At 35.7% G+C, this 15,762-nt stretch carries 19 protein-coding genes, 2 pseudogenes and 2 riboswitches; of the genes and pseudogenes, 12 read left to right on the top strand and 9 right to left on the bottom strand.

The features are described 5' to 3' along the window. The first annotated feature begins 81 nt into the window (after positions 1 to 81). Together CSE16_RS11750 and CSE16_RS11745 are read left to right on the top strand one after the other, a co-directional pair. The gene (locus CSE16_RS11750; RefSeq protein WP_157764804.1) at positions 82 to 885 is read left to right on the top strand and encodes a DnaD domain protein; all 804 of its coding nucleotides are present in this window, start codon (positions 82 to 84) and stop codon (positions 883 to 885) included. Between the two features lie 134 nt (positions 886 to 1,019). Next, positions 1,020 to 1,766: an N-acetylmuramoyl-L-alanine amidase gene (locus tag CSE16_RS11745; protein WP_157764803.1), complete on the top strand. Its 747-nt coding sequence runs from the start codon at positions 1,020 to 1,022 to the stop codon at positions 1,764 to 1,766. A 35-nt stretch (positions 1,767 to 1,801) separates the two neighbouring features. On the opposite strand, the gene CSE16_RS11740 is transcribed toward CSE16_RS11745, so the two are convergent. Further along, positions 1,802 to 2,257 carry a hypothetical protein gene (locus CSE16_RS11740; RefSeq protein ID WP_099424074.1) on the bottom strand — a complete coding sequence of 152 codons (456 nt, stop codon included), beginning with the start codon at positions 2,255 to 2,257 and terminating at the stop codon, positions 1,802 to 1,804. A gap of 194 nt (positions 2,258 to 2,451) precedes the next feature. Between CSE16_RS11740 and CSE16_RS11735 the strand changes: the two genes are divergently transcribed. The 4 genes from CSE16_RS11735 (at position 2,452) to CSE16_RS11725 (ending at position 4,788) form a co-directional block, all read left to right on the top strand. Continuing rightward, complete coding sequence (locus CSE16_RS11735) at positions 2,452 to 2,991, top strand: sigma-70 family RNA polymerase sigma factor (RefSeq protein ID WP_099424073.1); 540 nt, start codon at positions 2,452 to 2,454, stop codon at positions 2,989 to 2,991. Next, complete coding sequence (locus CSE16_RS11730; RefSeq protein WP_099424072.1) at positions 2,966 to 4,330, top strand: DUF4179 domain-containing protein; 1,365 nt, start codon at positions 2,966 to 2,968, stop codon at positions 4,328 to 4,330. Before CSE16_RS11735 ends, CSE16_RS11730 begins: the two co-directional genes overlap by 26 nt. 78 nt (positions 4,331 to 4,408) lie before the next feature. Beyond that, positions 4,409 to 4,582 (top strand): hypothetical protein, encoded by a 174-nt coding sequence (locus tag CSE16_RS22235; protein WP_371514673.1) that lies wholly within the window; start codon positions 4,409 to 4,411, stop codon positions 4,580 to 4,582. Beyond that, positions 4,540 to 4,788, top strand: a complete 249-nt coding sequence (locus CSE16_RS11725) for a hypothetical protein (RefSeq protein ID WP_371514475.1) — start codon at positions 4,540 to 4,542, stop codon at positions 4,786 to 4,788. The genes CSE16_RS22235 and CSE16_RS11725 overlap by 43 nt, the downstream gene beginning before the upstream one ends. A 120-nt stretch (positions 4,789 to 4,908) precedes the next feature. Here CSE16_RS11725 and CSE16_RS11720 read toward each other — a convergent pair whose 3' ends face one another. Then, positions 4,909 to 5,469 (bottom strand): helix-turn-helix domain-containing protein, encoded by a 561-nt coding sequence (locus CSE16_RS11720; RefSeq protein ID WP_099424071.1) that lies wholly within the window; start codon positions 5,467 to 5,469, stop codon positions 4,909 to 4,911. Positions 5,470 to 5,768: 299 nt separating this feature from the next. Between CSE16_RS11720 and CSE16_RS11715 the strand changes: the two genes are divergently transcribed. Further along, entirely contained in the window at positions 5,769 to 6,353 is a 585-nt protein-coding gene (locus CSE16_RS11715) for a LysE family transporter (RefSeq protein WP_099424070.1), read from the top strand. A gap of 142 nt (positions 6,354 to 6,495) precedes the next feature. Here the strand turns inward: CSE16_RS11715 and CSE16_RS11710 are convergent, their stop codons facing one another. The 3 genes from CSE16_RS11710 to CSE16_RS11700 all read right to left on the bottom strand — a co-directional run bounded on the left by CSE16_RS11710 (position 6,496) and on the right by CSE16_RS11700 (position 8,445). Further along, positions 6,496 to 7,317, bottom strand: coding sequence for a DUF2935 domain-containing protein (locus tag CSE16_RS11710; protein ID WP_172954435.1), 822 nt, complete (start codon positions 7,315 to 7,317; stop codon positions 6,496 to 6,498). 80 nt (positions 7,318 to 7,397) lie between these two features. Next, positions 7,398 to 7,661: a YqhV family protein gene (locus tag CSE16_RS11705; protein ID WP_099424069.1), complete on the bottom strand. Its 264-nt coding sequence runs from the start codon at positions 7,659 to 7,661 to the stop codon at positions 7,398 to 7,400. Positions 7,662 to 7,866: 205 nt separating this feature from the next. Then, positions 7,867 to 8,445 (bottom strand): ABC transporter substrate-binding protein, encoded by a 579-nt coding sequence (locus CSE16_RS11700; protein WP_099424068.1) that lies wholly within the window; start codon positions 8,443 to 8,445, stop codon positions 7,867 to 7,869. A gap of 317 nt (positions 8,446 to 8,762) precedes the next feature. Next, a riboswitch (FMN riboswitch) is annotated at positions 8,763 to 8,892 on the top strand. A 147-nt stretch (positions 8,893 to 9,039) separates the two neighbouring features. Beyond that, a riboswitch (FMN riboswitch) is annotated at positions 9,040 to 9,170 on the top strand. A gap of 177 nt (positions 9,171 to 9,347) precedes the next feature. Between CSE16_RS11700 and ribE (CSE16_RS11695) the strand changes: the two genes are divergently transcribed. The 3 genes and pseudogenes from ribE (CSE16_RS11695) to ribE (CSE16_RS11685) all read left to right on the top strand — a co-directional run bounded on the left by ribE (CSE16_RS11695) (position 9,348) and on the right by ribE (CSE16_RS11685) (position 11,244). Further along, positions 9,348 to 9,983 carry a riboflavin synthase gene (gene ribE / locus CSE16_RS11695; protein WP_099424067.1) on the top strand — a complete coding sequence of 212 codons (636 nt, stop codon included), beginning with the start codon at positions 9,348 to 9,350 and terminating at the stop codon, positions 9,981 to 9,983. A gap of 14 nt (positions 9,984 to 9,997) precedes the next feature. Beyond that, positions 9,998 to 10,576: pseudogene (gene ribB, locus CSE16_RS11690) on the top strand (3,4-dihydroxy-2-butanone-4-phosphate synthase); the annotation flags it as partial. A 203-nt stretch (positions 10,577 to 10,779) separates the two neighbouring features. Further along, positions 10,780 to 11,244: a 6,7-dimethyl-8-ribityllumazine synthase gene (gene ribE / locus CSE16_RS11685; protein ID WP_099424065.1), complete on the top strand. Its 465-nt coding sequence runs from the start codon at positions 10,780 to 10,782 to the stop codon at positions 11,242 to 11,244. A gap of 144 nt (positions 11,245 to 11,388) precedes the next feature. On the opposite strand, the gene CSE16_RS11680 is transcribed toward ribE (CSE16_RS11685), so the two are convergent. From CSE16_RS11680 to CSE16_RS11670, 3 genes are read right to left on the bottom strand one after another with little or no spacing between them, the layout of a single operon-like run. Then, positions 11,389 to 12,054 carry a YesK family protein gene (locus CSE16_RS11680; protein WP_157764802.1) on the bottom strand — a complete coding sequence of 222 codons (666 nt, stop codon included), beginning with the start codon at positions 12,052 to 12,054 and terminating at the stop codon, positions 11,389 to 11,391. A gap of 19 nt (positions 12,055 to 12,073) precedes the next feature. After that, positions 12,074 to 12,565, bottom strand: coding sequence for a hypothetical protein (locus CSE16_RS11675; protein WP_099424063.1), 492 nt, complete (start codon positions 12,563 to 12,565; stop codon positions 12,074 to 12,076). A 4-nt stretch (positions 12,566 to 12,569) separates the two neighbouring features. After that, the gene (locus CSE16_RS11670; RefSeq protein ID WP_099424062.1) at positions 12,570 to 13,061 is read right to left on the bottom strand and encodes an RNA polymerase sigma factor; all 492 of its coding nucleotides are present in this window, start codon (positions 13,059 to 13,061) and stop codon (positions 12,570 to 12,572) included. Positions 13,062 to 13,438: 377 nt separating this feature from the next. Between CSE16_RS11670 and CSE16_RS11665 the strand changes: the two genes are divergently transcribed. Then, positions 13,439 to 13,909, top strand: a complete 471-nt coding sequence (locus tag CSE16_RS11665) for a 2,4'-dihydroxyacetophenone dioxygenase family protein (RefSeq protein WP_099424061.1) — start codon at positions 13,439 to 13,441, stop codon at positions 13,907 to 13,909. A 160-nt stretch (positions 13,910 to 14,069) separates the two neighbouring features. Here CSE16_RS11665 and CSE16_RS11660 read toward each other — a convergent pair whose 3' ends face one another. Continuing rightward, on the bottom strand, positions 14,070 to 14,975 hold the full coding sequence (locus CSE16_RS11660) for a LysR family transcriptional regulator (RefSeq protein ID WP_099424060.1): 906 nt from the start codon (positions 14,973 to 14,975) through the stop codon (positions 14,070 to 14,072). A gap of 399 nt (positions 14,976 to 15,374) precedes the next feature. Between CSE16_RS11660 and CSE16_RS11655 the strand changes: the two are divergent. Further along, positions 15,375 to 15,621, top strand: a pseudogene (locus tag CSE16_RS11655) (methyltransferase domain-containing protein); the annotation flags it as partial. Positions 15,622 to 15,762: the final 141 nt, after the last annotated feature.

Genomic DNA, 15,762 nt, shown 5'->3' with positions numbered 1-15,762 from the left:
AAGAGCAGACTAAAGAGCAATAATAAAATAGTCCCTTTTTGCCCGAATTTCAGTAATACATATAATAAAGGAGGAATGTCCATGAAATTATTAGAAGCGGATTATGTGTTAATTGTCCAACCGAAGTTAGCGAAGGCGGTCGGACTGAACGAGGCACTTTTTTTGCAACAACTGCATTATTGGGTGACGAAAAGTGGCATCACACTTGATGGCGAAAAATGGATTTACAATGCGTACACAAGCTGGCAAAAACAATTCCCTTTCTGGAGTGAACGTACAATTCGGCGCATCGTGAAAAGGCTGGATGAATTAGGGGTTTTAATCAGCGCGAATTATAACCGTGCGAACTTTGATAAAACGAAATGGTATCGCATTCATTATAAACAATTAAATCAGCTTCTGAATGAGGCTTCTTTTTATGACGTTTCAGGACAGAATGACAGGATCAATAGGCCACAATGTCCGGTTGAAGAGGGACCAATTTGTCATACACCACCGTCCAAAATGGCCACACCAATACAAAAGACTAATACAAAGACTAATGATAGATTAAATAACATAGAACATGTTTTTCGGAATTTTGGTATTCATTTAACGAAAAAGCATGAACAACAATTGCTCGAATGGCAAACTCATTTTTCGGAGGGAGAAATAATAAGAGCGGTCAACGTAGCTGTGAAACGTGATATTTTAAATTGGCCGTATGTGAATGGCATTTTGCAGGCATGGCAGAAAAAAGGGGGGTCAAAAAAACGCAACGAAAAGATTCCGGATTGGTTCACAGCACGTCACGACGTAATTGAGGAAGAAGTTTTAGATGAAGCACAAGTAAAAGCGGTGCGCGAGAAGTTAGAAATGCTAAAGTTTGCTAGTCAAAATCTATAACAGCAAGATAGTTTAGCAATAAATAATGCTATTTATTAAGCAAATAATAAAATAGTAGTTTATAACACATTCAATAAAAGTGGGTTATGTATATTCTAAAATACATCTTAGTTTTTGAAGGGAGGGAATATGAAATGACACAGCCAGTAGAAATAGAATTGCATGTAGGACATTACGGTGATGGAACGGGTTCGCGTGGGTATGTTGATGAGGTGCAATATGCCCGGAAATTTATAAAGCGAATTTATGAGATTTTGATCGCCAATAAAGTTGCAGCGACATTCTATGAGGATAAAATCTCTAAAAACCAAACCCAAAACATTAATCATTTAGTATCCTATCATAACAAAGATCGCAATGGGCTTATTGTAAGTGGTCACTTAAATTCAACGACTCCGTTAACCGATCAACCAATCGGAGGAGAAGTACTATACAGTACACAAAAAGATTTAGCGGCAAAAGTAGCAAAAGCGATGAGTGACGCTTCCGGCTTAAAAAATCGTGGCGCCATTTACCGTAACAATATTGGCGTTTTAACGAAAACATACGAGCCAGGCATTTTAATAGAATTCGGCTTTGTAAACAGTAAGAAGGATATCGAATTGCTGGATCAAAATTTGGAAGCAATTTGCCTAGCCATAGCAAAAGTATTAGCAGCAGCCATTGGTCATCCATTTTCAACACCCGCAAAGGAGGAGGGGAATGAAGTGGAAACGTCCAAAAATACATTAGACGCGACTGGTGTATCAGAAGCAAAAAAATTATTCGGAAAGCTGTATGAAAAAGGCGTATTTAGCGTAGATCACAGTGATAAAATCGAACAGTATTCAGATGGCAAAATTCTTAGTTTGTTGCTTGCCTATTTAAATCGCTCACAATAAATTTTGTGTCAGCTGTATATCGTAGGTTTCCGCTCTTATTTAATTAGGGGCGGAAACTTTTTTATTATCGAATAAAAAATACCTAACAAAAATCTCGCGAACGGAGTGGTAAGAGGCAGTAAAATAAATGCATAAATTGTTCCCCAAATGAGTGTGCCTTCTACGTTAATTGTTTCCATACCACCCCGAACGATCGTTTCTCCAAAGATAGCCCCAATCGTACCACTATATAGCGTGACTAAAAACGCACTGATAAGACTGATAAGCCAAAGTTTTCTATTGGATAGTTCGTTTCTATTGTGAAAATAGCCACCTAAAATGGCAAAGGTGATGACAAATGGAATGATGACGGCAAAATATAACCAACTTTCACCCCAAAATGAAGTGATTCCACCAGCCGATGTTTGCGCGAGAAGCATGAAAATTAATGCAGAGACCAATGACAATACTGCACCGAAAATAAGACCCGTTATCCAAGAAAAATTTTTCATAAAATCATCACCACCAAATACATATTTTTGGATTTACCGATTTTATCCTATACTAGTTAGTTTACTATATAATTACAATTTAACTAATCGTTTTATCCGTTCCAGTCTACATACTGAAAGTAATTGAAATCGAATAAAATAGTTGAAACTTTTTTGGGCTGTTTTTGCTCTAATGAACGAAAGGAGGCAAGAACATGAATGAAAGGAAGCTTGTAAAAAAGGCAATGAAAGGTAACGATGAAGCGTTTGAAGAACTTCTCGTCATGCATAGTACTCAATTGTACCGCACCGCTTTTCTATATGTTGGAAATCGTGAAGATGCACTAGATATCGTGCAAGAAACGGCGTACAAAGGGCTGATTGCAATTGAACAATTAAAAAATGAACAATTTTTCTTAACATGGCTGACAAGAATTTTGATCCATTGCGCCTTTGATGTGATGAAAAAGAAAAACAAAGAAATACCAGCGGATGAAATAATGGAAAATTCTCATGGGCTACTTGAAACAAAAGATGAAAATTTAGATTTAGTTAGCGCTGTCAGTCAATTAAAGGGTCACTATCGTACCGCCATCATCTTGTTTTACTTTAAGGATTTTTCGATTAAAGAGGTAGCTAAAACAATGGATGTGCCAGTAAATACAGTAAAAACGTATCTTTCAAGAGGAAAGGTCGAATTAAAAAAACGCTTAAGGGGGCATACATATAATGGAGAAGAAACCGTTTCGAGATGAATATGAAAAAATTGAAGTACCCCAAGAAGATGTGTTAAAAGCGATACAAACGGGGATCGGCCGCGCAAGTTTACATAAAGTATCAAGAAGAAATAACAGGCGAAGGAAACCGTTTATTTTGTCGGCCGCTGCAGCAATTTTTATTAGCTCAAGCTTTATTGTTCCGTCCATGTCACAGGCTTTAGCAGAGGTTCCGTTGATTGGCACACTATATACTAATTTTAATGATTTAGTTGGAAGAAGTTTAGCGTCACAACAATTGATTACCGAATTGAATGCATCCGCTAGCCATCGAGGGATTGATGTCACCGTGACAAGTGCCTATTATGATGGAGCGGTAGTTGGTGTAACGTTTCATGTGAAAGGTGATGTGAAAACAGAGTCAAATGGTCGCTTAATGGGGTTCTATGAAATATTTGATGGTGATGACGGGATTGCGGATAGTAAAGAGCTTGTTTATTTGGATCAAACAGATGGTGGCTTTGTAGGGAATATTCGATTAAATTATCCGAAAACGGAATTACCACCAAATACGACGTTTCCGCTTGAATTTAAGCGGTTAGGAAATAAGGAAGGAACATGGAAATTTGATGTTCCAATTAAGCAATTAGCGTATGAAGAAAGGGATATTAATGAAGAACGAAGTAATATAAAGGCGGAAGTAAACGTCCTATTTGATTCGATTATTCATGGGGAAGCATCTACGGCAATTAATTACACAGCTTCTTTTCCGCTTGAAAGTAAAAATGATCAAGTCCGTTTAGATATTTTTGACGATCAAGGCAATGAAATTAACGTTTTGTCCGATGGTATTGATTTAGAAACGCACAAATTTGAAAATCACAAAACGGTAAAAGGAAGAACGGTATTTGCGCAGTCTTTAATAGAACAAACAAGTTACATCGTCATCGAACCAAAAGTTGCGATTAATGAAAAAGATCATTTTGTATTATTAGCTCAACCAACGCCTTATTCCATCCAATCTAATCGCCAAAATTTATCAGTAGATATTGAAAAAATGGAGATATATGATAAAAAGTTCATTGTAGATTTTCAAGTGAATAGTGGCGAGCGCGGTCAACAGAATTTGACGTTCTTTAAAAATTACGCAAAAAATAATCTTATACTTGTGAAAGAAACAGAGAAAGAAGTGTATGAGGAGCCGATGAAACATACAACGGAAGTGCTGGATGAAGAAAAGTTGCGATTTAGAAGTACCTTTGAAATTGGTAAAGTGAAGAGCTTCAATCCAATAGATTATGTTCTACGAGTGAGTTTAAGCACCCTTAGTTCGAATATGCCAGTCGAATTGGATTCAGTGAAAATTGATTTGCAGTGAAGTTTAACTGTTTGGCGCATACATTGCTCATTAATATAACCATATATATAATAACTATAAAAATAGGATGGATATACAATGGATGTGAATTTAAAAGAACATTTAAAGCAAATAGAGGAAAGTCACACAGTACTTGAAGTGCGGAAAAGCCCAAAAAAACTAGTTAAATACTGGCAAACAAGTTTTTTGAAAATGGTAGTTCAGGGTATATGTATGATAAAAAAGAATGCCTTGAAACGGGTGTTGTTTTGACTGAGATGTCACTACATAACTACGAAATTTATCCGTTAGCACCTGATGTGGTTTTTGCTACCTATTTTATTGTTGATAAAACGAGAAACCGTAACACGTTAAGAAGTTCGATATGGAAACTTATTGATAGCAGATGGCAATTATTTTTACATCAAGGGACGATATCTCGATTGCAATTAAGCGAAGTTCTTAAAGACACTAAGTAAATGTGATCCAAAGAAAACAGCCATTTCTCCGTGAAGTGGCTGTTTTCTTGTAGCAATCCGGGATGGAAGAATGCTTTTTGGGGTTTATTTATGAAGCTTCGTCAAATGTTGAATTTCACGTCACTGAAAAGGTGGATAAAAGATCGTCATACTTAAGCGGATTAATGTGCTACCAGCATTCGTATAACTGTGAGGTTTGTCCGCCTTGAATCGGATGGAGTCACCCTTATTTAGTGTATATTGACCGTCACCGACAGCAATCGTGAGTTCGCCATCAAACACAGTAATAAATTCCTCGGTACCTTCTCTATGGGCATCCGCCTTCAAATGTCCACCTTTGTCAATTTCAACCGTATATATTTCAAAGCGTCGGTCACCCTGGAACGGGAAGGAAGGGTAGACGCGATATTTACCACTGTTTTCAGATAAAACTTGAATCTCATTTCTTAAAACAACTGTTGCATCTGGCTGCGGATTGTTAATCAGGGATGTAAAGGAAACCTTTAAGCCGTTCGCTATTTTCCATATCGTTGTCAACGTTGGACTAGACTCACCTCGTTCAATTTGACCAATCATTGTTTTGCTGACACCACTTAATTGGGCGACCTTTTCTAAGCTTAGTTTTTCCTGTTCGCGAATCGCTTTTAAATTTTTTGCAACAATTAGATGAATTTCTTCCATGTGCTCATGCCTCCACTATGTACAATATAACGACTGGAATGTATAATAAAGCGAACGACGCTATATTGTGTGTTTTGTACATTATAACATACATAATCAATTACGCTTTGGCGTAATTGAGTCCAGATTTTTTCGAGCTTGCTCGAAAAGCTCCTCTGAAAATCTGTGCCATCCGCTGGAGGCATTATCTTTGTTCAGCGGGCATTTGAACACCAACTGAACAGGAAAAAAACTGTATTCATCTCAACACCAATAAAAGTGGGAGTATTCTGCTGAAGAAAGAAAAAGGAGGTCCGACTATGCCTATATTTTCATTTCTGTTATTTGTCTTCATTTCTAGTTTTACGCCAGGTCCAAATAATATTATGGCGATGGCATTTGCGAATAAGTATGGCTTAAAGAAAACCGTGACATTTTGTTTAGGTGTCGGTGTCGGCTTTTTTGCGATTACATTATTATGTAGTGTTTTTAATATCGTGCTGACAAGTGTGATGCCAAAAATAGAATTCCCATTGACGCTTTTGGGTGTCGGCTACATGCTGTATTTGGCGTATAAAATTTTGATGAGTAAAGAGGGGAATGACAATGCAAGTAGGGAGCATAAAAATTTTTTCTTCATCGCGATTTTGCTCCAATTTGTCAATCCAAAAGGAATTTTGTTTGGGATTACTGTCGTTGCAACATTTATTCTCCCTTATTATGATTCCTATTTTAGCTACCTGTTGTTTTCCTTATTTTTAGGGATAGTCGGTGTCATGAGTACATTCAGCTGGAGTCTTTTTGGTTCAGTTTTCCAGAACCTGTTGGTGCAATATCGACAGCCGTTTAATATCGTAATGGCGGGCTTATTAGTTTACAGTGCTTTTTCGATTGTTGTGAATTAAATCAACGTGAGTTAGGTTAATTGACCATTGTCATATTGAAAGGACAAACATAAAAAGGCATTCCATCATAGCACGGATGCCTTTTTATTAGGTGTTAATGTGAAAGTTAATCAAATGTTTTGTTCTATTGGACTCTGACGTTTTACGATTTTTGGGAAGTAAGGTGGTCTTCGAATGCATCGATAATGTGAAGGAAATGATCGGCTTCGCGGTAAACATGGTCTGCGAGCAGTGCAGGAATATTACTTTTTATACGGCAAGCTTCAATTAAATCTCTCGCCGTTTTCTTGAAGTCTCGTAATGCCACAACAGATACGCGATTTTGATCAAGAAATTGATCTAAAAGTGATGGTGTTTCGGATTGAGGGCGCATATGATCTAAATCTTGCGCTTGGAATAGTAGTTGGTCGAAATCATTGCTAAATTCACGTGCCTGATCGACTAATTTTCGTTCTGATGGATCCATTAAGTGACCGATGAATTTTGAATGATCGGCCATAATTTTTAGGAAAAACACATTCTCTTTAATAATGGCTTCAGGTAACGGAATTAATTTGCCTTCATTTAGTTCTTTTAATCGTTTCGCAAAATAATAGGCTTCTCGGCTTGTATGATCCACTAATAAAGGCATATTGTTACTTACTATTTTACAGCTTAAAATTAAACCGAGTACTTTACGTTTATAAGCCCAAATATACGTGGTAGCTTGGAACACCTGAATGTTAAACTGTTTAATTACTTGAGGATCTGTTTGTTCGTTATATTGATTTGCCTGCTCTTGAATTTGTTCAAATACGGGGATAAAATATTTGGCTTCATTTATAAGTTCGGTTTGATCAGCGGTGAACCCAAGACTTAAAAAGAAAGCATGTTCCTTCATTATTCGAGACCAAAATCGTATTTCCTCCAGTGATTGCGTAACAAATGTAGGAATTACTATCCCTCCTCCAATACTAGTTATCATTGCATAATGTATTCGAGGGAATTCGGAATCATGCACTTATAAAAAATTAGCTTCCTCGGGATGGGCAGACGTTTGTCCAATCATTTCATTCGTAAACTAATAAAGATTAAGAGCACCCCACTAAATAGACAAATCATTTTCGGAAGTGATACTTTATCACTAAGACCAGCTAATCCTATGCCAGTTGTGAGGATAAAAATAAGTGGTCCAATGAGCGCAAGGGAGGTATTCACTACAAATGCTTTTTCCAAATTATTTAATTTGAACATAATATATGCAGCTACAATATCAACGCTACCCGAAAGGATACGTAATAATACGATATATATAAGTGCAGTTTGCATAGATCAACCACCTTTTTTATCTTTAATTCATGTTTAATCCATTGTATGATTAGCTATTTTTAATTATTATAGGAAATCAAGAGGGGGAATTTCTATTTCATCATTTTTATAAACAAAAAAAGCAGCATGTCCTTTAAATCGTGCAAGGAAATGCTGCCTTATATGAGTAGTGAACCGTTTATTTCTTTAAAAAAGTCGGAGCACGTTATTCTATTGCGGTTTTTAAAAGCTGATAGGCATCAATATTAATTGTTTGTGTCGGATTAATCCCATCCATAATATTCACAATGTCTTGCAGAAGTGGGGTTAAATGCTCTTCGATAAACTCCTTTTTCACCGAATCCTGAACTTCTATTTCAAGGTTGTCCATTCTTGCAAGCAGCTCATCACACATTAAGTGGAGAACTGCCTCTTCTCTGTGAGTGGGCGTATTGTTCAGTAATAATTTCGCCCGTAAATCCAAATATTTATACCAATAATCCCGTAAAGTGTACTGCTCCTTGTGCAAATATTGTTGGCGTTTCATCCCTTTTGGATCTGCATCTTTTGTCAGTGTTAGCAGGCGTTCCATTTTATACTCAATCGTATTTTGCGCATCAATCTGTTGTTGCTGCTTTGTTTCCAGCGCCTGCTGTTCCTTGCGTTTTTGATTCCATAAAAAGAGGAATCCAATCACAATAAAAATCCCGAAAAAGCCTGCTATATATGTCCAAAAGTTCAAAATAATACTAATAACTAAGCTCACCACAATGATAATCCCAAAACAGCCTAATAATTTGTCCATCTCTTCACCGACTTTCTATGTTCGTGTGTCCTTCATTATACGATGATTGTAAGCTGAAGGTTTCATTTTACTTTTATATATCTTCGCAGCAAATAAGGATTGTTTGCTAATTATCAAATAACAAAAATCTACAAATAACTCTCATTAAAAAGACGTATTGCGCAGATTTAGTGGTATTAATGATGGTTCTTATAGGTTAGGTTGGCTAAAACACTTGAGGAACATAGCAATGCAAATAAAAATAAGTTTTTAGTTTGGTGTTCTCAATTTATTTTGCCTTTATAAAAATAGTCTGCTATAATGGGCGTCATAGTTGAATAATCCTTCGGGGTCGGGTGAAAGTCCCAATCGGCGGTGATGAAGAAATTCTAAGCCCGCGAGCCTTTTTAGGCAGGATTTGGTGTGAATCCAAAGCCGACAGTATAGTCTGGATGAGAGAAGGATTGGTTAGGTTTAAAATGAACCCTTTGTGTAGTTTAGCGTTTACACTAAGGTTTATTTAAATACGCCTAAAAAAGAATTTTCTAATCACCCCGTAGAGCATCTTCTATGTGGTTTTTTTGTTTTTTGAAGAAACTTTGTAAAATTTTATATGTTTTCCTTCGGGGTCGGGTGAAAATCCCAATCGGCGGTGATGAAGAAATTCTAAGCCCGCGAGCCTTTTTTAGGCAGGATTTGGTGTGAATCCAAAGCCGACAGTATAGTCTGGATGGGAGAAGGAAATAAAAATGGTCGACTTTTTTCAAAAATAAATGGAAAAAAGCTTATTTGACTATGCCATTTTTACAACTCTCATCAAAACTCCGAGCTAATATCGGGGTTTTTTCTATTTTATTTTCTTTATGAAAATAAAGCTAGATGCAATTACGCCAAGGCGAAATTGATAGGATGAGGTGAGAAAGATGTTTACAGGGATTATCGAGGAGTTAGGAAAGATTCACCAGATGAAATCAACTCCTCAAGCAATGGAGTTATCCATTCATGCTAAAAAAATTTTAGAAGATGTAAGGCTAGGGGACAGTATTTCAGTAAATGGCGTTTGTTTAACTGTGACAAGCTTTACAAGTAATGCTTTTACGGTAGATGTTATGCCGGAAACGGTGAAAGCATCGAGCATTCAACAATTGCAGGTCGGCTCAACAGTAAATTTGGAGCGTTCCATGGCAGCAAATGGTCGCTTTGGCGGACATTTCGTTTCAGGACATATTGATGGAGTGGCCAAAATTGTTCAAATACGCCAAGTTGCAAATGCTGTGTATATGGATTTGGAAGTACCGAAAGAACTGTTAAAAAATTGCTTAGTAAAAGGTTCCATTACACTAGATGGCACAAGTTTAACTGTTTTTAATGTTACAACGTCCTTAATAACCGTTTCATTAATTCCACATACGTATAAAGAGACGGTACTCGGTATGAAAAAAGTAGGGAATCTCGTCAATGTTGAAACCGATCTTATTGGCAAATATATTTTGCAACATTTGACGAATAGTCAAACAAAAAATCTTTCAATGGATTTTTTACAACAACATGGATTTTAAAGGAGTGCACCGAGATGTTTCATACAATTGAGGAAGCGATAGAATCGTTAAAAGCAGGGGAAGTCATTATTGTAGTTGACGATGAAAATCGTGAAAATGAAGGAGACTTCCTAATACTTGGGGAACACGCTACACCAAAAAATATTAACTTTATGGCAACGTATGGGCGCGGCTTAATTTGTACACCGATTTCACAAAGAATTGCGGATAAATTACAGCTTCAGTCAATGGTTCAAACAAATACGGATGTCCATCAAACCGCATTTACTGTGAGCATTGATTTTAAAACAACAACAACAGGCATTAGTGCTTTTGAGCGTTCAGATACGATGTTGGCACTATTGGATGAAACCGTTCAACCGCAAGATTTTAGAAGACCAGGACATGTATTTCCACTGCTTGCAAAAGACGGTGGAGTATTAGAGCGTAGAGGACATACGGAAGCTGCGGTCGATTTGGCAAAGCTTTGCGGTTCCGCACAAGTAGGGGTTATTTGTGAAATTATGAATGAAGACGGCACAATGGCACGCGTACCGGATTTATGGGAAATAGCCAAAACCTTTCAGTTAAAATTTATAACAATTGATGCATTAGCATTGCATATAAATCAATTACGCTGTGGCGTAATTGCGTCCAAATTTTGAATTTAAATGGAGGCCTGTATCTGGCAGCCATCAATATAATTAATACTTTTCAAAATCTGTGACATCTGCCAGGGACTTCTCTTCTTACAATGGGTGTTTGAACACCTATTGCACGAAAAGAGAAAATTACAATTAGCATAGGGGATATGAACATGGGAAAAACATTTGAAGCACAATTAGTAGGTACAGACTTAAAAATAGGTATTATTGTCGGGCGATTCAATGAATTTATTAATGCTAAATTATTGAGCGGTGCAATGGATGGTTTAAAGCGCCATGGTGTTTCAGAAGAAAATATTGATATTGCATGGGTACCCGGTGCATTTGAAGTGCCCTTTCTCGCAAAAAAAATGGTCGCTACCGGGAACTATGATGCGGTCATTGGACTAGGTACAGTCATCCGTGGATCCACAACACATTATGACTACGTTTGCAACGAAGCAGCAAAAGGCATTGCCAATGTATCCCTAGAATCAGGCGTTCCAGTTATTTTCGGTATCGTAACAACTGAAAATATCGAGCAAGCGATTGAACGCGCTGGAACTAAAGCAGGGAATAAAGGATATGACAGTGCAATTTCGGCTATTGAAATGGCGAATTTAAATAGAATGTTTTAGTTTTGAAATATGATTAATGACATGCCAGGTACAAAATCAAAGATGAATTCTCCTAATATTGCAAAGTAAGAGGAAAAGTGTTTTTATGAAATCAATGGTAACTGTACCTGGCATGAAATTCTAAATGGATACACGTAGGAAAAGTCATTTCGTCGGTACATTAATGACCGACTCAATGATTTCGCCGTCTGTCGTTTTAACAACAAATGGTTCAACAATCGTTTGTAATCCTATTTCAATAAAAGGCATTTTTTGTGGTTTCCCACCATCAATAATTTTAATAATCACTTCTGTGTTACCAATGGTTTTAACCTTTTCTACAAGTATTTGCTTTCCTTCGTACGCTTCACCTAATTGTATTTTAACTTTTTTCATCCCCTCGGATATTGTGGTGGTTGTATAGTAACCCGCTGCTGTATACTTGTTCTCCTCAATAAAACCTTCACTGATTACCCAGTATCCATCATCGTAGTTAATTACCCATATTATAGAAGCAAATAATAGGAATGGTGAGATAATTAAAATCGATTTGTCGAACTTGTTTAACCCGTTTTTATCAATTTGCTTAACTATTAATGGAAGTATTAAAGTGCCTATAACTGCTACCACAAAAATACTTACACCTATAATGCCATAACCCATTCCTTCAAAGCCACCCACTTTAAAAATGCTATAAAAAACAACAAATATAGCAATAGCAAAAGTTACAAGAGGGGCTAAATAGTAATGGCCATTAATTTTTGAAATAGCAAATGAAAAAAGAAAAATTAAGATACCAATAAAAAAGCCAAAAATAATAATTGTAGCCAATTTCGTCACCTCCGTTTATTTAGATCAATATAGATATGAAAGTATCTAAAAATAAAATAATGATTAAGTCGAATAAAATAGCTAGCCAAACCCATTTCTGATTAAAAAAAACCAACGTAAATAAATTCAAAAAAATAGTACTCGGGAAATAGAAAAGGAAGAGGGTATTCTTTATAAATTCCACCGCTGCATCACTAGATAATTCCCAATTATAAAAAATAAAACTAATACCTAAAATGAAAAACAATAATGCACCTCGAATAACAAAAAGCATTCCTTTAAGACTCCGGTTAAATTGCACTAATTTTTTTAAAGGCTTCATTTCAATTTGCTCTTTGTCTTGCACAGGAATAGAATAATCTTCATCATTTAATTGATTTACATAAAGAGAATGGCAGTTCTTACAAATTTCAATATGCTCCAAAATAATGTTCTTCGATGCGTCTTCTAATTCATCAAACACAGGAATTAGCTCCTGTGAAAGAATATGGATTTTTTCGAATTCCTTCATATTCTCACCCTCTTTTAGCCATCTGTTTTCTAATCCTAAAAACCGTAGACTTTATTGTTGTAATCGAGATGTTTAAAAGTTCACTAATTTCTTCATAGTTGTATCCATAATAAAATTTTGCCAATAAAATGGATCTATCTCTTTTTGACAAATCCTTTAAAGCCGCTTCGATTTGAGCATTTATTACAGCCTTAGATTCAGGTGTTTGATAATTTACCAATAAGTCCTCAATTAGATTTTCATCCTGGAACAGTTCGGGTTTCTTTTTTTTATAATAATCGAGCAATGTATTTTTGCTGGCCTTTGTTAACCAGCTTTTCATATGCTGAACTTGCGAAATTCTTGAAGGATCTTTTAGTATTTTGGAAAAAAGCTCTTGAATAATATCGTTGGCTATATCTTCATTTATGGTGAGTTTGAGCAAATAATTTTTTAAATATGGATAGTAAGCTAAATAAATTTCTTCAATAGCTTCAAACGGATGTTTCTTTTTCATTTTGAGCCCCCATTAATTGTCACTCACTTATGAGACGATTGAGGTGTGGAAAAAGTTGTTTTATTTTGGTAAATTACTAAATTTTATAATATTCCTATACAACTCATTCTAAAATATTATGAATTGCTGACTTGTTTTTGAGTACTGCTTTAATATTTTGAAATCCCCATTTAGCGTTAAATAGGTAAATCGAAGGCGGAGAATGAGCGGCCTATACATATTAATGAAATTGAATTGCATATTAAAAATTTTAATTTGATTACGTTTATTATTCTGAATATACTGAAAACACGAAGTTCGTAAAGGCTAATAAGCTAACTAGAATGAAAATCATCAATATGCGAATTTAAAAAATTACTTTGGAAGAGGGGATTTCAATGAATAATGCAAAAGTGGTAGAAGTGTATAATGCAAGTAATATTTGTCCAGATGATTTACCATGGATTCCGTATTTTGGAGTGGCTCATTTTAAATTATTAAAGGCTAACCCAGTAACAGGACAATCAATCACACTGTTAAAAGTTCCAGCGGGTACAAAGCTTCCTACTCATTTCCATTCTGGCACAGTTATTGTGTATACGGTTCAAGGCTCATGGAGATATATAGAGGACTCTTGGGTTTCTAAAGCTGGTGATGTTGTTTATGAACCTGCCGCATCCACACATACTCCTGAATCAGTAGGAGATGAGGAAGTTATTACGTTAAATATTACTGAGGCAACATTAGACTATTTGAATGAGAATGGAGATATTATTGCTAGAGATAATTGGCAATCATTCTTGCAAAAATACCATGATCATTGTGCTGCTGAAGGCATTACACCTATTGATGTGACTCGATTCTATTAATTCAATTTGTATAAAAGAGAAGTACATCGCTCGTGTGTGGCGAAATACTTCTCTTTTTTATGGCCGACACATGTAGCTTTTAATTTGTTCGACCTAATCGATTCAAAAATGAAAAGAACATAGCTTCTACGAAAGTCGAAGCAGCTTCTTTTTTTGTGTCTTAAAATTTCATGATCTCGGATTTCATATATTGAATATACTTGTTAGGGAGATTCGACAAATGTTTGTCTTCAGATATTACTAGCCCAAATGAAATATTTACAGCTCCGTGATTAATCAATTCAATCGGAATGATATCGCCATTCAAGACTGAGGGATAATTTTTCATTATGAAATCAGGTGCCATTGTAATCGCTAAATTTTCGTTGATAGCTTGAAGTATGCCGTCAATATTATTTGCAGTAAATAAAATTTTCAATGGTGCATATTTCGTGAAAAAGTCATGTACAAAATGTTGCATAAATTCACCGTAATAGGTAACGAGAGTTTGATCAAGAATCTCTTGTGGTGTGATAGTTTTCTTAAATGCTAACGGTGAATGCTTACAAACATAGACTTTCTGCTTGCCTTCCAGGAGAGATTCAAAAACGATTCCTTCCATGTTGATGTTCCAATCAGGAGAATATGCAATTAATCCAAAATCGGTCTTATGCTGGCGAACATCTTCAATCACAGCGGTAACGCTTTTTTCGTTTATTTCAATATTAACTTGCGGGTAATCAAGTTTAAATGCACCTAGAGTTTTTATGAGAACATTAGTAAATCCCGGTATTGAAGCTACTTTTAGCGTTCCTATTTTAGAAAAATTGATTGAGTGCGCCGTATCTCTAATTTCTTCAAACCTTTTAAGTACCTCATAAGCTTGTTTCAAGATGATTCTACCTTCTTCCGTCGGAACAGCACCTTGCCCTCGTGAACGATGTAAAATCTTTAACCCTAATTCCTTTTCTAAACTTGAAATGGACTGGCTAACTCCAGATTGAGTCACATGAAGATTCTGCGCTGCAATAGAAATAGAGTTGTGTTTTGCGACTTCAACAATATATTGTAATTGTTCAAAGTTCATCGTTATTCTCCTCGTATATTAATCAATACCTATCAAAATCATTCTTGTATTTTTTCAAGCGATGTAGTAGTGCTGGTAGATGTATTCATAAGGAAATTACACTGTACCTTGAAAACAAGCGAGATAATTCGATTGTCCGAATACTGAAGAATTAGTCATTCACATCCTTTTATTTGTCTGAGCCCATGAAACTCTTAATTTAAAATGACAAGAAGACAGAGCGCTTCCTAAAATTATGTAATGTGCGTGATGACATAAACAGGAAGGGGAATACTTTAGTTCAATTATACGACAAGAAAATTTATTTGATATTAAAATTTTAGAAAATTTAGATATATATATCACTTTTCATCTAAAAGGGTGACTATTTAAATCTAGAAAAATGCTCAAATTCAAAGCTATTTAGGACTTGAATTATTAGCTTTACTACCAACCGGTTCAAAATACACAGGAATAGAACAAAGGGCAAAAGCTTATTAATAAGGGGAGAGAACTTTTTCGTAATCTGAATTATGAAGCTGAATTCTTTGTAGCTGATATAAATGAGATAGAAATTGAGCGTAAGTATGATATTGTTGTTTGCCACGCTTTTCTTTTAAATATGTCCGAACCCAAAAGAATGCTTCAAAAAATGGTCGAATCTGTTGTGGGGGTGGTTTCAATATTTCATTAAATTTAGAGGATAAGGTGAACATTGGATTATTATTTTTTAACGAAGGGCGAATTAATTCAAATCAGGTGATTTCATTCAACTGGCTCCTTCAGACAAAAAGTACATATAAACAAG

Origin of the sequence: Solibacillus sp. R5-41 (assembly GCF_002736105.1) — a bacterium.
GTDB lineage: Bacteria > Bacillota > Bacilli > Bacillales_A > Planococcaceae > Solibacillus.
The sequence above is the reverse complement of the archived record's forward strand: the minus strand, read 5'-3'. Positions and strand labels throughout refer to the sequence as shown.